An 18,621-nucleotide genomic window follows, 5' to 3' on the forward strand; every position below is an offset into this window, starting at 1 on the left:
CCCGGACGCGACCCTATAATCGGACCGATGACCTCGCCGCACAGCCATGCCCTCTATACCGTCGCCCAGGTGCGGGCGCTCGACCGGCACGCGATCGAAGCGCTGGGCATTCCCGGCTACGAATTGATGCGCAGGGCGGCGGAGGCCGCATTCGCCGGGTTGCGGCGGTGCTGGCCGCAGGCGCGGCGCGTCGCCGTGTTCTGCGGCCCGGGCAACAACGGTGGCGATGGTTTCCTGCTGGCGCTGCTCGCCCGGGAAGCGGGGCTGGACGCTACGGCCTTCGCGCTGGCCGATGCCCGCGAGGAAGGCGGCGACGCATCGCGCGCGCGCGATGCGTGCGAGCAGGGCGGCGTACCGGTGCTGCGCTGGGCGGCAACCGGCGCGCTGCCGGCGGCGGACGTATACGTCGACGCACTCTACGGCACCGGCCTGGACCGCCCGCCGCAAGCGGCGGCAGCGGTCCTGATCGAGCGCATCAACGCCAGCGGCGTGCCCGTGCTGGCGCTGGACGTGCCCTCGGGCCTGAACGCCGATACCGGCCACTGTCCCGGCGCCGCGGTACGGGCCGACCTCACGGTGACGTTCATTGCCGCCAAGCGTGGGCTGCATACCGGCCAGGCCGCCGCCTGCGCGGGAAGGGTCGAGCTCGCCACGCTGGGGTTGCCCGAGAGCCTCTGGCAGGCAGCGCTGCCCGACGCGCGCCTGCTCGAAGCGGCCGCCCTGCCGCCGCGCCCGCGCGACGCGCACAAGGGCCGCAATGGCCATGTGCTCGCCGTCGGCGGCGACCACGGCACGGCCGGAGCGATCCGCCTGTGCGGCGAAGCGGCGCTGCGCGGCGGCGCCGGGCTGGTCAGCGTGGCCACCCAGCCGGAACACCTGGTGGCGCTCAACGCGGCACGCCCCGAACTGATGGCGCATGCGGTCAACGGCCCGCAGGCGCTGGAACCGTTGCTGGAGCGCGCCAGCGTGCTCGCGGTCGGACCGGGCCTGGGGCAGGGCGCCTGGGGCCACGCGCTGTGGCTGACCGCGCTGGACAGCCGTCTGCCGCTGGTGCTCGATGCCGACGGCCTGAACCTGCTGGCCGCCGAGCCGCGCCGTTTCGATGCGGAGCGGCAGGTGGTCCTCACGCCGCATCCGGGCGAGGCCGCGCGGTTGCTCGGCTGCTCCGTCGACCAGATCGAGCGCGATCGTTTCGGCGCCGCCCGCGCATTGGCAGGGCGGTTCGGCGCCGTGGCGGTGCTCAAGGGCGCGGGCTCGCTGGTCGCCGATCCGGATGGGCGTCTGGACGTCTGTCCATGGGGCAACCCCGGCATGGCCTCCGGCGGCATGGGCGACCTGCTCACCGGCCTGGTCGCGGCGTTGCTGGCGCAGGGCTGCACGGCCCGGGACGCCGCCCGCCTGGGCGTCTGCCTGCATGCGCGCGCCGGCGACCATGCCGCGCGCGGAGGTGAGCGCGGCCTGCTCGCCAGCGACCTCCTGGCGCCGCTGCGCCGCCTGCTCAACGGACTGGACGCATGAGCGACTGGACCCTTCCCGACGAAACCGCCACCACGGCGCTGGCGCAACGCTTCGCCGCCGCCATCGACGGCGGCCTGGTGATCTATCTGCATGGCGACCTCGGCGCCGGCAAGACCAGCTTCGCCCGCGCGCTGCTCACCACGCTGGGCGTGGGCGAGCGGGTCAAGAGCCCGACCTACAGTCTGGTGGAGTCGTACCGCGCCGGCCCGCTGACCGCCTGGCACCTGGACCTCTACCGCATCGCCGATCCGGGCGAGCTGGAGTGGCTGGGGCTGGACGCGCTCGGCGACCCTGCCGCGCTGGTGCTGGTGGAGTGGCCCGAGCGTGGCGCGGGCGCCCTGCCGGCGGCCGACCTGGTGCTGCATCTGGAGCACGCCGGCCTGGGGCGGCGTGCCCGCGCCGAGGTGCGCAACGCCCGCGGAGAGGCCGTGCTGGCGCGCCTGGGTGCAGGCTAAGTCACGAGCGCAAAAGGGAAAAAGCCCGTCGCTGTCAATGTCCCGCTACGGCGCTGCTCGCTGACCATACCTTGAGCGGCTCTGACGAATGCAGCGCAGGTTATGGAAATTCAAGGGAAAACCCTTGCAATCCCGGTTTTGCTGGGTTTCAATGCGGCGCCATGACACGTCCGCTCGCGCGCCTGGGAACTCTTGGTCTGGTGGCCCTTGCCGCCATGCTGCCCCTGCGCCTCGCCCACGCGGCCGACGTCGAGTCGGCACGCGTCTGGGCCGGCCCCACCTACACCCGCGTGGTGTTCGACCTGTCCGGGCCGGTCGACTACAAGCTCGGCCGTGACGGCGACACCGTCACGCTCGATCTGCGCAAGGGCAGTCTGGCCAGCGATTTCGAACGGCCCGCGGCCCGCGGCCTGCTCAAGGGCCTGGACAGCCGCCGCGACGGCGAGGCGCTGCAACTGGTGGCGCATGCCGCGGCTGGCGCGCAGCCCAAGACCTTCCTGCTCAAGCCCGACGGCGACCGCGGCTATCGGCTGGTGCTCGACCTTTATCCGGGCACGGGCGCCGTCAAGCCGGCACCGGCCACGGTCGCGGCCACACCCGCCGCGGACGAGGACGACGGCCGCGCCACCGCGCTGGCCTCGGTCAAGCCGACCGGCAGCGTGGGCAAGGGCGCCAGGCAGGCGGCGATGCTGCTCGGCGGCGAGCGCAAGGTGATCGTCGCGATCGACGCGGGCCACGGCGGCAAGGACCCCGGCTCGCACGGTCCCGGCGGCACGCTGGAAAAGAACGTCACGCTGGCCGTCGCCAAGGCGCTCGCCGCGGAGATCAACAAGCAGCCCGGCATGAAGGCGGTGCTGACCCGCGACGGCGACTATTTCATTCCGCTCAAACGCCGCTACCAGATCGCGCGCGAGCAGAACGCGGACCTGTTCGTCTCAGTACACGCCGACGCCTATACCAGCGGCGACGCCAGAGGCTCGTCGGTGTGGGTGCTGTCGCCGCGCGGCAAGACCTCCGAGGCGGCGCGCTGGCTGGCCGACCGCGAGAACCGCGCGGACCTGATCGGCGGCGTTTCGCTGGATAACATGGACGACAGCCTCGCCGCGGTGCTGCTGGACCTGCAGCAGGGCTACGCCATCCAGGCCAGCGAATCGATCGCCGGCAACGTGCTCAAGGCGCTGGGCCAGCTCGGGCCGACCCATCGCGGCTATGTCGAGCACGCCAACTTCGTCGTGCTGCGCTCGCCGGACGTGCCCTCGATCCTGGTCGAGACCGCCTTCATCAGCAACCCGGCCGAGGAGCGCAAGCTGCGCGATCCCGCGCACCAGCGTCAGCTGGCGGCGGCGGTGACCGGCGGCGTGCGCAACTATTTCGAATCCACCCCGCCGCGGGGCACCTGGTTCGCGGCACAGGCGATGCGCCGCAACGGCATGCTGGCCGAAGCCGCCAGGCCCGCCATGCCGACCAAGCCTGCCCACGCCGAGCGTGCGGATGCCGACGTGCGCGACCTGCACCGGGTCGCGCACGGCGAGAGCCTGGGCAGCATCGCCCGCCAGTACGGCGTGAGCGTGCACGCGATCAAGAGCGCCAATCGCATCAACGGCAATTCGGTGCAGACGGGCATGGTGCTGGCCATTCCGGCCGGCTGACGACGACCCCACATCCTCGTCCTCAAGCCTTCTCTTGCCGAGCGGGGAAGGCGAACCGGCATCCCGCGTGCTAGCGCTCGTGCCTGGGGAGGCATCGGTGGGCATCGCCGATCGCACCCTTTAAGCTTGCGCGATGCCCGTCATCCGCCAGCTTCCTCCCGACCTCGTCAACCAGATCGCCGCCGGCGAGGTGATCGAGCGGCCTTCCTCGGTGGTCAAGGAGCTGGTCGAGAACAGCCTCGACGCCGGCGCCACGCGCATCGAGGTGGACATCGAACAGGGCGGCGCGCGACTGATCCGCGTACGCGACGACGGCGGCGGCATCGCGCCGGACGAACTGCCGCTGGCGGTGGCCTCGCACGCCACCAGCAAGATCGGCAGCTTCGACGACCTGGAGCACGTGGCCAGCATGGGCTTCCGCGGCGAGGCGTTGGCCTCGGTGGCCTCGGTCGCGCGCTTCGCGCTGACCTCGCGCACGCGCGATGCCGACAGCGCGTTCCGGCTGGAAGTCGACGGCGGGCGCATGCAGCCGGTGCGGCCGGCGCAGCATCCGGTCGGCACCAGCGTCGAGGTGCGCGACCTGTTCTTCAACGTGCCGGCGCGGCGGAAATTCCTGCGCGCCGAGCGCACCGAGTTCGCGCACGTCGACGACCTGCTCAAGTCGCTCTCGCTGGCGCGGCGCACGGTGGAGTTCCGCCTGAGCCACAACGGCAAGCCGCTGCGCCTGTTCAAGGCCTGCCGCGACGATGCCTCCGCGCTGGCCCGCGTGGCCGAGGTGCTGGGCGAGAACTTTCCCGCGCAGAGCCTCAAGATCGCCCATGCGGCCGCCGGCATGCAGCTCTCGGGCTGGGTCGGGCTTCCCACCGCCTCGCGCGCGCAGGCGGACGGCCAGTTCTTCTACGTCAACGGACGGCTGGTGCGCGACCGCGTGGTGGCGCACGCGGTGCGCCAGGCCTATGCCGACGTGCTGTTCCACGGCCGCCATCCGGCCTTCGTGCTGTACCTGGAGCTGGACCCCGCAGGGGTCGACGTGAATGTGCACCCGGCCAAGCACGAGGTGCGCTTCCGCGAGCAGCGGCTGGTGCACGATTTCCTGTTCCGCAGTCTGCACGAGGCGCTGGCGCAGACGCGGGCCGGGCAGGTGGAGTCGCAGGCGCACGCCGAGGAGGGGCGCCTGATCATGGGCGCCGCGCCCGGCGTGCCCGCGCTCGCCCATGTCGCATCGTGGCCGTTGCGCGCCGAGCAGAACCGGCTGGCGCTGGGCGTGCGCGACGAGCCGCTGGCGGACTACGCCGCGCTGCTGGGCGAGGCGCCGCGCGCCGCGGCCGCCACGGCGATGCCGGTGTCGATGCCCGAGGTGGAAGAGGGCGTGGCCCCGCCGCTGGGTTTCGCCATCGCCCAGCTCAAGAGCATCTACATCCTGGCCGAGAATGCGCACGGCCTGGTGCTGGTGGACATGCACGCCGCGCACGAGCGCATCACCTACGAAAAGCTCAAGGCCGGCCGCGCCTGCAGCAACCTGCGCTCGCAATTGCTGCTGGTGCCGCTCAACCTGTCGGTGAGCGCGAAGGAGGCGGCCGCCGCCGAGGAACACGCCGAGGCGCTGGCCGAATGGGGCCTGGAGCTTTCGCGCAGCGGGCCCTCGACCGTGGTGGTGCGGCGCATACCCGCGCTGCTCGAAGGCGCCGACGTCGGTAGGCTCGCCACCGACGTGCTGGCCGAACTCGCCCAGCACGGCAGCTCGCGCCGCCTGCAGGAACTGGAGAACGAACTGCTCTCCACCATGGCCTGCCACGGCTCGGTGCGCGCCGGACGCCGACTGACCCTGCCGGAGATGAACGCGTTGCTGCGCGAGATGGAAGCGACCGAGCGCTCCGGCCAGTGCAACCATGGCCGGCCGACCTGGACGCAACTATCGCTGGGCGAGTTGGACAAGCTGTTCCTGCGCGGCCGCTGAGCCTGCGCCCGGCCGCTTGCCGGCTGCGCGTTTGGCCACCCATACTCGTCCATGCTTCCCTCTGCGCGGACCGTCCCCATGTTGCGAGTCGCCGCTTTCCTCCTTGCCACGCTTTCCGGAGTCGCCACCGTGTCCGTCGCCCGAACCCCCGCGTCCTACACCCATGAGATCGAGCAGTGGCGCGCCGACCGCGTGGCGCGGCTGACCGCGCCGGACGGCTGGCTCAGCCTGATCGGCCTGGAGTGGCTGAAGGAGGGCGCCAACCGCGTCGGCAGCGCATCGGACAACGACATCGTGCTCAAGGCCGGCCCGGCCCACCTGGGCACGGTGACGCTGGCGGCGGACGGCGGCACGCAGATCGCGCTGGCCAGCGGCAGCGGCGCCACCGTCGACGGCAAGCCCGTCGAGCGCGCCGCGCTAATCGACGACATGCACACGGCCGCCGGCGCCGCGCCGACCACGGTGCGCTTCGGCCAGGCCAGCTTCTACGTGATCGAGCGCGACGGCCGCAAGGCGCTGCGGGTGAAGGACGCCGACGCCGAGGCGCGCCGCGACTTTTCCGGCATCGACTATTTCCCGATCGACCCGTCCTGGCGCATCGAGGCCGACTGGGTGCCCTTCGTGCCGGCGCACGAGCTTCAGATCGGTTCGGTGATCGGCACCATCGATACGGTGAAGGTGCCGGGCAAGGCGGTGTTCCACCGCAACGGCCACACGCTCGAGCTGCTGCCCTACCAGGAGGAGCCGGGCGGCGAACTGTTCTTCGTGCTGGCCGACCGCACCTCCGGCAAAGAGACCTACGGCGCCGCGCGCTTCCTCTACGCCGCGCTGCCGGCGGGCGGGCTGGACAAGCCGGGCAAGCTGGTGCTCGATTTCAACCAGGCCTACAACCCGCCCTGCGCCTTCACCCCGTTCGCCACCTGTCCGCTGGCGCCGCCGGAGAACCGGCTGGACGTGGCGGTGACCGCCGGCGAGAAGAAGTACGCCGGCGGGCACCACTGAAAGCTCAGGGGCTGCGCGCCGCTCAGGCGCCCTTGAACGCCGCCTTGCGCTTTCCCAGGAATGCGCGGGTACCCTCACGCATGTCCTCGGTGGCGAACATCAGCGCGAAGCCCTGGGTCTCGAACTCCAGGCCCTGGTCGAGCGCGGTTTCGCCGCCCTGCAGCACCGCGTCGAGGATGCCGGCGGCCGCCAGCGGCGCGGCGGCGGCCAACTGGTCGGCCAGCGCGTCGACGGTTTCGTCCAGCGCTTCGGGTGCCACCACGCGGTTGACGATGCCTAGCTCATAGGCACGCTGCGCGCCGATCGGCGCGCCGGTCAGGCAGAGTTCCAGCGCGGCGCTGCGACCGGCCAGGCGAATCAGGCGCTGGGTGCCGCCGAAGCCGGGGATCAGGCCCAGATTGATTTCCGGCTGGCCGAACTTGGCCTTCTCGCTGGCCACGCGCAGGTGGCAGGCCATCGCCAGCTCCATGCCGCCGCCCAGGGCGAAACCCTGGACGCGCGCGACCACCGGCTTGCCCAGCCGCTCGATCGTGCTCATCAGGCGCTGCCCGGTGCGCGAAAACGATTGCGCCTGCACGCTCGAGTAGCCGTTCATCTCGGCGATGTCGGCACCGGCGACGAAGGCCTTCTCGCCCGCGCCCGTGAGCACCACCGCGCGTACCGCGTCGTCCTGGGCCGCCTGCGTGAAAGCGAGGGTCAGCTCGTTGAGCGTGTCGCGGTTGAGCGCGTTGAGCTTGTCGGGCCGGTTGACGGTGATGATGCGCACCGCCCCGCGGTTGGCGACTTCCAGGTTGCGATAGGCCATGCAGGCGCTCCGGAAAGGGGAAGACGCGCATGGTAGCAGCGGGAACCTTTGCCGCCTCCGGGGTTCCAAGCCACGCGCCGGCCACGGCGCTGCAGGGGGCCGCCGTTGCGCTTAGCATGTCGGTTCCGTCCATGATGGAGGCAAGGCATGACACGACTGGGTGGGCTGGCGCTAGGCATGTTGTTGCTGGGAAGCGCCGTGCATGCGCAGGACCGCGCCACGCCCGCCTCGCAGGTCAGGTTGGACAAGCACAAGCTTTCCTACGCGATCGGCTACCAGATCGGCAGCCAGTTCGCCGGCGGCGACCCGGACGTGGACCTGGCCACCGTGCAGAAGGCGATGGCCGACGCCTATGCCAAGCGCCATCCGGCCGTCTCGATGCAGGACATGCACGACCAGCTCCAGCACCTGGAGCAGCAGATGCACGCCGACGCGGTGGCCGAGTTCAAGCACATCGCCGCCGCCAATGCGCGCAAGAGCGCCGACTACATGGCGCGCAACCGCCAGCGCGCGGGCGTGGTGCAGTTGCCGTCGGGCATCCAGTACGCCGTGCTGGCGCAGGGCAAGGGCAACGCCAGTCCCACCGTCACCAGCACGGTGACGGTCAACTACCGCGGCATGCTGGTCGACGGCACCGAGTTCGACAGCTCCTGGGCGCATGGCGCGCCGGTGACCTTCCAGGTCGACAAGGTGATCCCCGGGTGGCAGGACGTGATCCCGCGCATGCACGTGGGCGATCGCTGGAAAGTGGTGATTCCGCCGCAACTGGCCTACGGCGAGCGCGGGCAGTTGCCGCGCATCGGGCCGAACGAGGCGCTGGTGTTCGAGATCGAACTGCTCGACATCAAACCGTAGCCCGCTGCCGATCGACGCATCCTCCACGGCGCCGGGACCGGCATCGGCTACCATTCCGCTGATGTCCACGTACGATCCCGCCACCATCGCCCCCCTCACGCCCTGTATCGGCATCTGCCGGCTGGACGCGCGCGGCTGGTGCGAGGGCTGCCTGCGCACCGGCGAGGAGATCGCGCGCTGGCGCGGCATGGACGAGGCCGAACGCCTGCGCTACATGCGCGAGATCCTGCCCGCGCGCGCGAGGCCGTGATGGACGGCGTGCAGGACCGCCAAGCCGGGCGCCTGTTCGACGCGCTGCATGGCGTGCTGCGGCCGCTCAGCGATCCGCCTGCAGCACCGGGCTGGAACCACGCCCAGATGGCCGACCTGCTGGGCGACGCCCCGCGCCGTCCCGCCGCGGTGCTGATCGGCGTGCGTGAGGGCGTACAGCCGCGGCTGGTGTTCACCGTGCGTACCGCGCACCTGCAATCGCACGCGGGGCAGGTCGCCTTTCCCGGCGGCCGGCAGGACCCGGAAGACACCGACGCCGTCGCGACCGCGCTGCGCGAGAGCGAAGAGGAGATCGGCCTGGCGCCCGCGCATGTGGCGCCGCTGGGGTTCCTCGATTGTTTCGAAACCATCAGTGGCTATTGCGTGACCCCGGTGGTGGCGCGCATCGCCGAACCGGCGGTGCTGTATCCGACGCCGGCCGAAGTGGCGGAAGTCTTCGAGGTGCCGTTCGCATTCTTCCTTGAACCGTCGAACCTGCGCCGCTACGTGATGGACTATCGCGGCCATCGGCGCGCGATGGTGGAGTTCGTCCACGGCGGCCATCGCATCTGGGGCGCCACCGCCGCGATGCTGCTCAACCTGCTCGAACGGATGGGACACGCATGAGCCTGCACACCACGCTGATCGATGCGGCCGCACTGGCCGCGCTGCCGCCGGACCAGGTGCTGATTGTCGATTGCCGCGCCGATCCGGCGGGCGCCGGCGCCGCCGATCCGGGCAAGCCCGAGCGCGAGTACCGCGAAGGCCACATTCCCGGCGCGGTGCATGCCAGCCTGGAACAGGACCTCTCCGACCTGGGCCGCCAGGGCGAAGGCCTGGGCCGCCATCCGCTGCCGCTGGAGCAGGCCTTCTCGGCCACGCTCGGCCGCTGGGGCTGGCGCCCCGGCCTGCAAGTGGTCGCCTATGACGCCGGCAGCAGCGCGCTGGCCGCGGCGCGGCTGTGGTGGCTGCTGCGCCTGGCGGGCGCGCGCGAAGTGGCCGTGCTCGATGGCGGCCTCGCCGCCTGGCGCGCGGCCGGGTTGCCGCTGGAAACCGGCACGGTGGAACGCACGGCGACGCAGGTGGATCTGCGTTTCGATGCAGGCCAGGCGATCACCGACCACGCCGCGCTGCATGCGGCGCCGGCGCCGGTGCTGGTCGATGCGCGCGCGGCGGCGCGCTACCGCGGCGACAGCGAGCCGCTGGACCGCGCCGCCGGCCACGTGCCCGGCGCGTTGAACCGTCCCTATGCCGACAACCTCGACGCCAGCGGCCGCTTCAAGCCGCCCGCGCAACTGCGCGCGGAGTTCGCCGCGGTGCTCGGCGATACGCCACCGGACAAGGTGGTGCACATGTGCGGCTCCGGCGTCACCGCCTGCCACAACCTGCTGGCGATGGAGCATGCCGGGCTGCACGGATCGCGGCTGTACGCGCCGTCGTGGAGCGGCTGGGTGAGCGATCCCTCGCGGCCCGTGGCTACGGGCTGAAGCGGCGCCGCCTCAGCCCGCGCTCTTGGCTTTCAGCCGAGCCACCAGCTGCTGCAGCGTCGCCTGCGTCTGGGGGTGGAAATAGGCGTCCACGAATTGATCCAGCGGCAACGCATCGACGTCCCGCCAGGTGGCGCGCAGGTCGGCGCGGGCCAGTTCGCGGGTGCTGAGCATGGCGTGCGTGGGCAGCGCGAGCAGGTCGCCGAGCCAGCGCACCGCCCGGGTGACCACCTGGTCCACGCCGGTCAGTTCGTCGACGAAGCCGCAGGCCAGCGCCTGTTCCGATTCGATCATGGTGCCGGCCACCATCAGCCGCTCGGCTCGATAGGGTCCGACCACGCGGCGCAACGCCATCTGGATGCAATCGGGCACGACCAGTCCCACCTGCACCTCGTTCAGGCCGATGCGGAATGGGCCCTGGGCCATCACGCGGTAGTCGCAGAACAGCGACATCACCGCGCCGCCCGCCGGGCTGTGGCCGGTGATGGCCGCCACCGCCGGAATGGGCGAAGTCGCCAGCGCCGAACCGACGGAAAAGAATTGGCGCCAGTACTCGCGCACGCCGGCGCGGTCACGCTGCAGCAGCGCCGGCACATCCACGCCTGCCGAGAACATGCCCTGCGCGCCGGACAGCACCAGGCCGCGCGCGCCGTTGCGCGGGGCCTGTTCGATGGCATCGCGCAGCATCGTGAGCAGTTCGAAGCTCAGCGCGTTGACCGGCGGCCGCGCCAGGCGGATCTCGGCGATGTCGCCGTCGTGGGGAAGGATGTCGAGCATGGCGGGGTCCTTGGGTCGTTAACTGTGCGCGGGGGTGTTGCAGGTTTGCCCCCGCCCGGTGGTCATGGCCTTCCCCCGCTGGCGGGGAAGGCGCCCGGTGGCGGGGCGTGTCCTGGCCCAGCCTATTCGGTCCAGCGGTAATGCACCGCATAGTCGAGCGTGGCCTTGCCGCCGGCCGGCACGTTTACCTTGAACTCCAGTACGTCCGGCGATTGCCTGGCGGGTTTGATCGAAGAGGACGCCAGCGTCCACTCCCGCCAGCGGCTGGGATGCTCGCGCACGGTCACCACGCGCGCGGACGGGCCGGCGTTGGTGAGCACGATGCGGAAGGCCTCGTCCATCGTGCGCGCGGCCTTGTCCAGCTTGAACGACGTGCGCTCGCGCTCGCCGCGCAGGTCGAACGCGGTGCCCAGGGTGAGCGAGGCGTCGCTGCCCTTGGGCGTGTCGTCGATACGGCCCTCGCCGAGGAATTGCGGCGTGCCGGCGTCGTCGCTGCCCAGCACGCGCAGGAAACCGGCGGGCAGGCTGTCGAAGGCGGTGAAGCGCAGCGTGCTCTCGATGGCGTTGCCGCCGCCGGTATCGAAATCGGGCGCGAGCATCGGTTGCGGCGGCGTCCAGCGGTTGCCGTTCTCGTACAGCGCGGTGCGCTCGCAAGCAAGACTGCGCTCGGCATACAGCGGCACCTGGCTGACGCTGCCGTCAGGCAGGTCGACCGTGTGCGGCAAGGTGTACAGGCGGTAATCGGCCAGCGAGGACTGCTCCGGCATGGCGCCTTCGGCCTTGGCCGAAAAGGCGCGCGCCATCATCGGCTGCGCGCCCGAAGGCTTGGCGAAGCGCGGCTCGCCGGCGACCAGCTTGAGCGTGACGCCGTTCCAGTCGCGCCCGCTGCGGTTGGCGATGCTGGCGTGCGACTCGAACCGCATGCGGCAGGCCTGCTTAGGCTCGAGGGTGGCCACGTAGGCGGCGCGCCAGCCTAGGCCGGCGGTGGGGTAGCTCAAGATGGCGGACGCCTCGCCGGCCCTGGCCGCATCCACTCGCAGGCGCAGGCTGGCGCCGGTAGGGAACTCGGCGCCGGAGGCGCGCACCGCCGCATAGTCGCGCACCAGCGTGGTGCCGAGCGCGCTCCGGACCAGCAAGCCATTGCCCGCGCGCAGCAGGGTGCCGTTGGCCAGCGACTGGCCGCTGCCGCCGAGCACGTCCACCTCGCGGCCGACCAGGCCGGTGAGCGCAGCCTCGTTGCCCTGGCCCAGCAGCAGGCGCTGCGAAACCACCGTGGCCTGGCCGGCGGGAAAGGCCAGGGCGATCGCCTCGGGGTCCAGGTACAGCGGCAGGTCGCCCAGCGTGAGGTCCTGCAAACCGGACTTCAGCGCCAGCGTGCGCCGTTCGCGCGCCACGGCGTAGCCCTCGCCGACGCTGCCGTCGCCGGAGGCGGCATACAGCGCGGGACTGTCGCTGCGGTACAGCGTCAGCTCCGTGGCATCGCTCGCGCGGGCCAGCGGCGCGGCGCACAGCAGCGTGAGGCAGGCGCAGGCGAGGGTGCTTCGGACGGGCAGGGGCATGGGCGGAGCTCCTTTGTGCGGTCAGGTGATCATAGAGGCTCGGGCGAAGCGTCCGGCGAGGGCGCACGAGGTCCGATTCATCCAAGCGCCGGGCTTTGCCGGCGGCTATCTTGGGGCCCGACCCTCGAGCTGCCCACATGCCTGCGTCCCTTGCCATCGACATCGCCCCCGCCCGCCTGCCGGACGACCTCGCGACCGTGCGCGCGCTGTTTGCCGAGTACATCGGCCAGGTGGGCGTGGACCTGTCCTTCCAGGACGTCGATGCCGAACTGGCGCAGCTGCCGGGCAAGTACGCGCCGCCGCGCGGGGTGATCCTGCTGGCGCGCGATGGGTCGGGGGCCGCCGTCGGCTGCGTGGCGCTGCGGCCCAGGCCGCAGCCGGGGGTATGCGAGATCAAGCGCCTCTACGTGCGGCCCACGGCTCGCGGCCGCGCACTGGGGCGCCAGCTTGCCGAGGCGGTGATTGCCTGGGCCGTCCGTGCCGGCTACGAGCGCATGCTGCTCGATACGCTTCCCTCGATGCAGGCCGCACGCCAGCTCTATGCCGCGCTCGGCTTCAAGCCGGTCGTGCCGTACTACCAGAACCCGGTGCCGGGCACGGCCTACATGGCGCTGGAGCTCGCCGAGGCGGGCGGCGCACTAGGCGGCGACTGACCAGCCGGCGCGGAAAGCCGCCGGCGTCATGCCGAAGGTGCGGACGAATTCGCGGTTGAGGTGTGCCTGGTCATAGAAGCCCGCATCGAGCGCGGCTTCCGCGATCCCCGCCTGATCGCGCAACAGCGCCTTGGCCCGGTGCAGGGCGAGCAGGACGTGGAAGTTGTGCAGGCCGGTGCCGGTCTCGCGCCGGAACGTGCGGGCCAGGTGGCCCACGGACACCGCGCAGGCCCGCGCCAGCGTCTCCACGTCGGTGTGCAGCGTGGCCCGCTCGAGCAGCATGGCCTTCACGCGCGCACCGAGCGGCCGTTCGGTTGGCGTCCCGCGCATGGCCGGTGGCACGAAGCGCGACGTGAACGCCCAGCCGCTGCCATCGATCGGCTCGAAGCGGTGGACGGTACCGGCCGGCACCACGACCGTGTCGCCGGCGGCGACCTCCAGCAAGCTCTGCGGCAGGCGCAGGCGTGCCCGCCCGGCGTGGATGTCGACGACCTCGTCGCCCGCATGGAAATGCGGCCGGAAACGCCAGCAGCGGCATGCTCCGGCAATCGTTTCGACGGGCCCGGCCGCGGACGGTACGACGGCGAACGAAGTGCGGGCGGCCGGGGCGCGCATGGCGCAGTTACGCGGCGGCGGCGCGGATCGCGTCAGGCAGCGGCACCGGCTTGCCGCTGGCCGGGTCCATCCAGACCATCACCACGTGACCGTCGGCGTACAGGCGCTCGTGGTCTGCCGCGTCGAGGATGCGGTGGACGATGGTCATCGAGCTGGTGCCCAGCCGCTCGCAGAAGAGCTCCACGCGCAGCTGCGCCGGCCATTCGATCGGGCGGCGGTAATTGAGCTGGACGGCCGCCATGACCGGCATGGCGTGGTCGTCGAACCAGGGGCCGGGCACGTGGCTGAGCCACTGCAGCCGGGCCTCTTCCAGGTAGGTGAGGTAGTTGGAGTTGTTGACGTGGTTGAACGCGTCCAGGTCGCGCCAGCGCACGTCGATCGCCGCGGTGAAAAGCGGCGCGGGCGCTGCCGGCGCAAGCTGCTCCGCCGGCGCTTCGGCCTGGGTCTTCCTGGTCGATTTGCGCGGGCTCATGGGGTTTTCTTCTTGCGGGGCATGGGCCGGTGCTTGTCGGCCGAGGCGATATGCTTGAGCGTGTTCTTCGCACGCTTGGCCGCGGGCTTCTCCTGCACCGGCGCCACGGCTTTCAGGTGCGGCAGCAGGAAGCGCCCGGTGTGCGATTCGGATGTGGCGGCCACTTCCTCCGGCGTGCCGGCGACCAGGATCCGGCCGCCGCCGGCGCCGCCCTCGGGGCCGAGGTCGACGATCCAGTCGGCGGTCTTGATCACGTCCAGGTTGTGTTCGATCACCACCACGGTGTTGCCCTGGTCGACCAGCTGGTGCAGCACGTCGAGCAGCTGCTCGATGTCGTGGAAGTGCAGGCCGGTGGTGGGCTCGTCCAGGATGTAGAGCGTGCGGCCGGTGTCGCGCTTGGACAGCTCCTTGGAGAGCTTCACGCGTTGCGCCTCGCCGCCGGACAGCGTGGTCGCGCTCTGGCCGAGCTTGATGTAGTCCAGGCCCACGGCGCGCAGGGTGTCGAGCTTGCGCGCGATGGTCGGCACGTTCTCGAACAGCTTCAGCGCGTCCTCCACCGTCATGTCGAGCACGTCGGCGATCGTGTTGCCCTTGTAATGGATCTCCAGCGTCTCGCGGTTGTAGCGCTTGCCGTGGCAGACGTCGCAGGGCACATACACGTCGGGGAGGAAGTGCATCTCCACCTTGATCATGCCGTCGCCTTCACAGGCCTCGCAGCGGCCGCCACGCACGTTGAAGCTGAAGCGGCCCGGCGTGTAGCCGCGCGCGCGCGCCTCGGGCACCTGCGCGAACAGTTCACGCAGCGGCGTGAACAGGCCCGTGTAGGTGGCCGGATTCGAGCGCGGCGTACGGCCGATCGGCGACTGGTCGATGTCGACCACCTTGTCGAACAGGTCCATGCCCTGTACGGATTCGAACGGAGCCGGCTGCGCGCTGGCGCCGTTGAGCTCGGAAGCCGCCAGGCGGAACAGCGTGTCATTGATCAGCGTGGACTTGCCCGAGCCGGACACGCCGGTGACGCAGGTGAACAGCTTGGCCGGGATGGCCAGGTCGACGTTCTTCAGGTTGTTGCCGCGCGCGCCCTTCAGGCGCAGCCAGGATGCCTCGTCGAGCGGCTTGCGCCGCTCTGTGGGCACCTCGATGCTGCGGGTGCCCGACAGGTACAGGCCGGTGAGCGAGCGCTCGGAACCCAGGATGTCCTTCAGCGTGCCCTGCGCCACCACCTCGCCGCCGTGCACGCCGGCGCCGGGGCCGATGTCGAGCACGTGGTCGGCCATGCGGATGGCGTCCTCGTCGTGCTCGACCACGATCACCGTGTTGCCCAGGTCGCGCAGGCGCGTGAGCGTGCCCAGCAGGCGCTCATTGTCGCGCTGGTGCAGGCCGATCGAGGGCTCGTCCAGCACGTACATCACGCCGACCAGGCCGGCGCCGATCTGGCTGGCCAGGCGGATGCGCTGGGCCTCGCCGCCGGAGAGCGTGTCGGCCTGGCGATCGAGCGTGAGGTAGTTGAGGCCCACGTCGTTGAGGAAGGTCAGCCGCTCGCGGATCTCCTTGACGATCTTGGCGGCGATGTCGCCGCGCCAGCCGGTGAGCTTGAGCCCGTCGAAGAAAGCCAGTGCATCGTCGATCGAGCGGTTGGTCAGCGCCGGCAGCGCGTGGTCGGCGACGAACACGTTGCGCGCCGAGCGGTTCAGGCGCTGGCCTTCGCAGCCGGGGCAGGGATGGTCGCTGATGTACTTGGCCAGCTCCTCGCGCACCGCGGTCGATTCGGTTTCCTTGTAGCGCCGCTCGAGATTGGGAAGGATGCCCTCGAACGCATGCTCGCGGGTCACCCGGCCGCCGCGCTCGGTGAGGTAACGGAAGGCGATCTTTTCCTTGCCGCTGCCGTACAGGATCGCCTGCTGGACGTGTGGCGGCAGGTCGCGCCAGCGCGTGTCCGCGTCGAAGCCGTAGTGCGCGGCCAGCGACTGCAGCATCTGGAAATAGTGCGGGTTGCGCCGGTCCCAGCCGCGGATCGCGCCGTTGGACAGCGGCAGTTCCGGGTGGCCGACCACGCGCGCGGGATCGAACACCTGGGTCACGCCCAGGCCGTCGCAGCTGGGGCAGGCGCCGATCGGCGAGTTGAACGAGAACAGGCGCGGCTCCAGTTCCGGCAGCGAGTAGTCGCAGACCGGGCAGGAGTAGCGCGAGGAGTAAAGCTGCTCGGGCGCCTGGTCGTCGTCCATGTCGACCACGATCGCGAGTCCGTCGCCCAGTCGCAGCGCGGTTTCGAACGACTCGGCCAGGCGCTGCTTGAGGTCCTCGCGCGGGCGGAAGCGGTCGATCACCACCTCGATGGTGTGCTTCTGGCGCAGGGTCAGCGGCGGCACGGCGTCGAGCTCGTACACCACGCCGTCGACGCGGGCGCGCACGAAACCCTGCGCGCGCAGCTGGTCGAACACCTGCACGTGCTCGCCCTTGCGCTCGCGGATCACCGGTGCGAGCAGCATCCAGCGCTTGTCGGCGTCCAGCGCCAGCGTGGCGTCGACCATCTGGCTGACCGTCTGCGCCTCCAGCGCAATGGCGTGGTCCGGACAGCGCGGCGTGCCGACGCGGGCGTAGAGCAGGCGCAGGTAATCGTAGACCTCGGTGATCGTGCCGACGGTCGAGCGCGGGTTGTGCGAGGTCGACTTCTGCTCGATCGAGATGGCCGGGGAGAGGCCCTCGATGTGGTCGACGTCCGGCTTCTCCATCATCGAAAGGAATTGGCGCGCGTAGGCCGAGAGCGATTCGACGTAGCGGCGCTGTCCTTCGGCGTAGATCGTGTCGAAGGCGAGCGAGGATTTGCCCGAGCCGGACAAGCCCGTGATCACGATCAGGCGATCGCGCGGCAGGTCCAGGTCGATGTTCTTGAGGTTGTGCGTGCGGGCGCCGCGGATGCGTATGGTTTCCATGCGCGCAGGGATATGGGGGAGACCGGGCACTATAGCAACCTGTCCGGATCAGAAATTGAGATTCCGCCGCTCGCGCCGCTGTGGCTAAATGCACTGTCGGGACGAAGGGCCGCGAAGCGGCGGAGACCACATGCGCAAATGGATCGGAGCGGGCCTGGGCCTGCTGCTGGCGGCAGGCGCCGGCAGCGCCGTGGCGGCCACCCACAAGCACCACAAGGCGGCCACCCACAAGCCGGCTACCCAGGCTGAAGCCAGCGAAGCCCAGGTGCGCCAGTTGATGGAGGTGTCCGGCGTCGATCGCATGCTCGGCCAGATGAACACGCAGATGGCGGCCATGATGCAGCAGCAGGTCCCGTGCGTGCCGGCCAGCTACTGGCAGGGCTTCATCGACGCCAAGGGCGTGCGGGAGCTGACCGAGCGCATGGTGCCGATCTACCAGCGGCACTTCAGCGCGGCCGACATCCAGGGCCTGCTCAAGTTCTACCGCTCGCCGCTGGGCCGGAAGGTGGTCACCGAAATGCCCGCGACCATGGCCGAAGGCATGCAACTGGGCCAGGAATGGGGCCGCCAGCGGGCCCAGGCGATGCTGTCCGACCTGCACAAGAGCGGCCGCATCGATGATCAGGGCCGCTGCCCGGCGGCGTCGGCCGCCGGGCCGGGGACCAAGCTGGCCGTGCCAGCAGCCGGCAGCTCGTCGGCCCGGCATTGAGCCGGCTGCTCAAAGATTGACCAGGCGTTGACGGGCTCGTTATAATCCGACGTTCACCGCGGCCGGTTCGCGCGTGGTGGAACCCAAGAGAATAACGACAGAAGGGACATTCCCATGAGTTATGCAGTCATCAAGACCGGCGGCAAGCAGTACCGCGTCCAGCAGGGCGACGTGCTGCGCGTGGAGCTGCTGGATGCCGAGGAAGGCGCCAACGTGAGCTTCGACCAGGTGCTGCTGGTCGGCTCGGGCGATTCGGTCAACGTCGGCGCGCCGACCGTTGCCGGCGCCACCGTTTCGGCCACCGTGCGCCGCCACGGCCGTGCCGACAAGGTGCGCATCATCAAGTTCCGCCGCCGCAAGCACCACAAGAAGCAGATGGGGCACCGGCAGCATTTCACCGAAGTCGAGATCACGGGCATCAACGCCTGATACAGAGCCGGAGGATTTAAGTCATGGCACACAAAAAAGGCGTAGGTTCGTCCCGCAACGGTCGCGACTCGAACCCGAAGTACCTGGGCGTGAAGGTGTACGGCGGCCAGGCCATCGAGGCCGGCAACATCATCGTCCGCCAGCGCGGCACCAAGTTCCATGCCGGCGTCGGCGTGGGTCTGGGCCGTGACCACACCCTGTTCGCGCTGACCGACGGCGTGGTCGAATTCAAGACCCGCGGCGAGAACAACCGCAAGTTCGTCAGCGTGGTCAAGGGCTAAGCAGCCTTTGCACCGCTGTGAAAGCCCCGCTCCGGCGGGGCTTTTGCTTTTTGTGAGGCAGGAAACGGGGAACAGGGAACGGGGAACATGCAGCTTCCCGGTTAACCTTGAACCTGACGCTCTCCCTGTTGCCTGTTCCCCGTTCCCCGTTCCCCGTTCCCCGTTCCCCGTTCCCCGTTCCCCGTTCCCCGTTCCCCGTTCCCCGTTCCCCGTTCC

General features: G+C 70.5%; 17 protein-coding genes and 1 pseudogene. 12 read left to right on the forward strand and 6 right to left on the reverse strand.

The genetic code is table 11. The features are described 5' to 3' along the window. The first annotated feature begins 27 nt into the window (after positions 1-27). From VGU03_RS06325 to VGU03_RS06345, 5 genes are all read left to right on the forward strand, one after another. Positions 28-1,518: an NAD(P)H-hydrate dehydratase gene (locus VGU03_RS06325; RefSeq protein ID WP_327479476.1), complete on the forward strand. Its 1,491-nt coding sequence runs from the start codon at positions 28-30 to the stop codon at positions 1,516-1,518. Beyond that, positions 1,515-1,973 (forward strand): tRNA (adenosine(37)-N6)-threonylcarbamoyltransferase complex ATPase subunit type 1 TsaE, encoded by a 459-nt coding sequence (gene tsaE / locus VGU03_RS06330; RefSeq protein WP_327479478.1) that lies wholly within the window; start codon positions 1,515-1,517, stop codon positions 1,971-1,973. Before VGU03_RS06325 ends, tsaE begins: the two co-directional genes overlap by 4 nt. Positions 1,974-2,134: 161 nt before the next feature. Beyond that, complete coding sequence (locus VGU03_RS06335; protein WP_327479480.1) at positions 2,135-3,622, forward strand: N-acetylmuramoyl-L-alanine amidase; 1,488 nt, start codon at positions 2,135-2,137, stop codon at positions 3,620-3,622. Positions 3,623-3,755: 133 nt separating this feature from the next. Further along, positions 3,756-5,579, forward strand: coding sequence for a DNA mismatch repair endonuclease MutL (gene mutL, locus VGU03_RS06340; protein ID WP_327479482.1), 1,824 nt, complete (start codon positions 3,756-3,758; stop codon positions 5,577-5,579). Positions 5,580-5,657: 78 nt separating this feature from the next. Beyond that, positions 5,658-6,581 carry a DUF1684 domain-containing protein gene (locus VGU03_RS06345; protein WP_327479484.1) on the forward strand — a complete coding sequence of 308 codons (924 nt, stop codon included), beginning with the start codon at positions 5,658-5,660 and terminating at the stop codon, positions 6,579-6,581. A 22-nt stretch (positions 6,582-6,603) separates the two neighbouring features. Here VGU03_RS06345 and VGU03_RS06350 read toward each other — a convergent pair whose 3' ends face one another. Then, positions 6,604-7,386, reverse strand: coding sequence for an enoyl-CoA hydratase/isomerase family protein (locus VGU03_RS06350; RefSeq protein WP_327479486.1), 783 nt, complete (start codon positions 7,384-7,386; stop codon positions 6,604-6,606). A gap of 147 nt (positions 7,387-7,533) precedes the next feature. Between VGU03_RS06350 and VGU03_RS06355 the strand changes: the two genes are divergently transcribed. From VGU03_RS06355 to VGU03_RS06365, 3 genes and pseudogenes are all read left to right on the forward strand, one after another. Further along, complete coding sequence (locus VGU03_RS06355) at positions 7,534-8,241, forward strand: FKBP-type peptidyl-prolyl cis-trans isomerase (protein ID WP_327479488.1); 708 nt, start codon at positions 7,534-7,536, stop codon at positions 8,239-8,241. Positions 8,242-8,302: 61 nt separating this feature from the next. Next, positions 8,303-9,117: pseudogene (locus VGU03_RS06360) on the forward strand (CoA pyrophosphatase). Further along, a complete protein-coding gene (locus VGU03_RS06365; RefSeq protein ID WP_327479490.1) occupies positions 9,114-9,977 on the forward strand; it encodes a sulfurtransferase in 864 nt (287 codons plus the stop codon). The pseudogene VGU03_RS06360 and the gene VGU03_RS06365 overlap by 4 nt, the downstream one beginning before the upstream one ends. A 12-nt stretch (positions 9,978-9,989) precedes the next feature. On the opposite strand, the gene VGU03_RS06370 is transcribed toward VGU03_RS06365, so the two are convergent. After that, positions 9,990-10,754: an enoyl-CoA hydratase/isomerase family protein gene (locus tag VGU03_RS06370; protein WP_327479492.1), complete on the reverse strand. Its 765-nt coding sequence runs from the start codon at positions 10,752-10,754 to the stop codon at positions 9,990-9,992. A gap of 122 nt (positions 10,755-10,876) precedes the next feature. Continuing rightward, positions 10,877-12,313, reverse strand: a complete 1,437-nt coding sequence (locus VGU03_RS06375) for a DUF4139 domain-containing protein (RefSeq protein WP_327479494.1) — start codon at positions 12,311-12,313, stop codon at positions 10,877-10,879. A gap of 137 nt (positions 12,314-12,450) precedes the next feature. Between VGU03_RS06375 and VGU03_RS06380 the strand changes: the two genes are divergently transcribed. Further along, a complete protein-coding gene (locus VGU03_RS06380; protein WP_327479496.1) occupies positions 12,451-12,966 on the forward strand; it encodes a GNAT family N-acetyltransferase in 516 nt (171 codons plus the stop codon). Here the strand turns inward: VGU03_RS06380 and VGU03_RS06385 are convergent. The 3 genes from VGU03_RS06385 to uvrA are packed head-to-tail and all read right to left on the reverse strand — an operon-like array spanning position 12,952 to position 16,986. Then, the gene (locus VGU03_RS06385) at positions 12,952-13,581 is read right to left on the reverse strand and encodes an AraC family transcriptional regulator (protein ID WP_327479498.1); all 630 of its coding nucleotides are present in this window, start codon (positions 13,579-13,581) and stop codon (positions 12,952-12,954) included. The two genes, VGU03_RS06380 and VGU03_RS06385, sit on opposite strands and share 15 nt — an antisense overlap. A gap of 7 nt (positions 13,582-13,588) precedes the next feature. After that, positions 13,589-14,053 (reverse strand): thioesterase family protein, encoded by a 465-nt coding sequence (locus VGU03_RS06390; protein ID WP_327479500.1) that lies wholly within the window; start codon positions 14,051-14,053, stop codon positions 13,589-13,591. Further along, the gene (gene uvrA, locus VGU03_RS06395) at positions 14,050-16,986 is read right to left on the reverse strand and encodes an excinuclease ABC subunit UvrA (RefSeq protein WP_327479502.1); all 2,937 of its coding nucleotides are present in this window, start codon (positions 16,984-16,986) and stop codon (positions 14,050-14,052) included. Before uvrA ends, VGU03_RS06390 begins: the two co-directional genes overlap by 4 nt. 130 nt (positions 16,987-17,116) lie before the next feature. Between uvrA and VGU03_RS06400 the strand changes: the two genes are divergently transcribed. The 3 genes from VGU03_RS06400 (at position 17,117) to rpmA (ending at position 18,405) form a co-directional block, all read left to right on the forward strand. Further along, positions 17,117-17,695, forward strand: a complete 579-nt coding sequence (locus VGU03_RS06400; protein ID WP_327479504.1) for a DUF2059 domain-containing protein — start codon at positions 17,117-17,119, stop codon at positions 17,693-17,695. A gap of 114 nt (positions 17,696-17,809) precedes the next feature. After that, a complete protein-coding gene (gene rplU, locus VGU03_RS06405) occupies positions 17,810-18,124 on the forward strand; it encodes a 50S ribosomal protein L21 (RefSeq protein WP_327479506.1) in 315 nt (104 codons plus the stop codon). A 23-nt stretch (positions 18,125-18,147) separates the two neighbouring features. Continuing rightward, on the forward strand, positions 18,148-18,405 hold the full coding sequence (gene rpmA / locus VGU03_RS06410; RefSeq protein WP_327479507.1) for a 50S ribosomal protein L27: 258 nt from the start codon (positions 18,148-18,150) through the stop codon (positions 18,403-18,405). Positions 18,406-18,621: the final 216 nt, after the last annotated feature.

It is taken from the genome of Frateuria sp. (assembly GCF_035944355.1).
Lineage (GTDB): Bacteria > Pseudomonadota > Gammaproteobacteria > Xanthomonadales > Rhodanobacteraceae > Frateuria_A.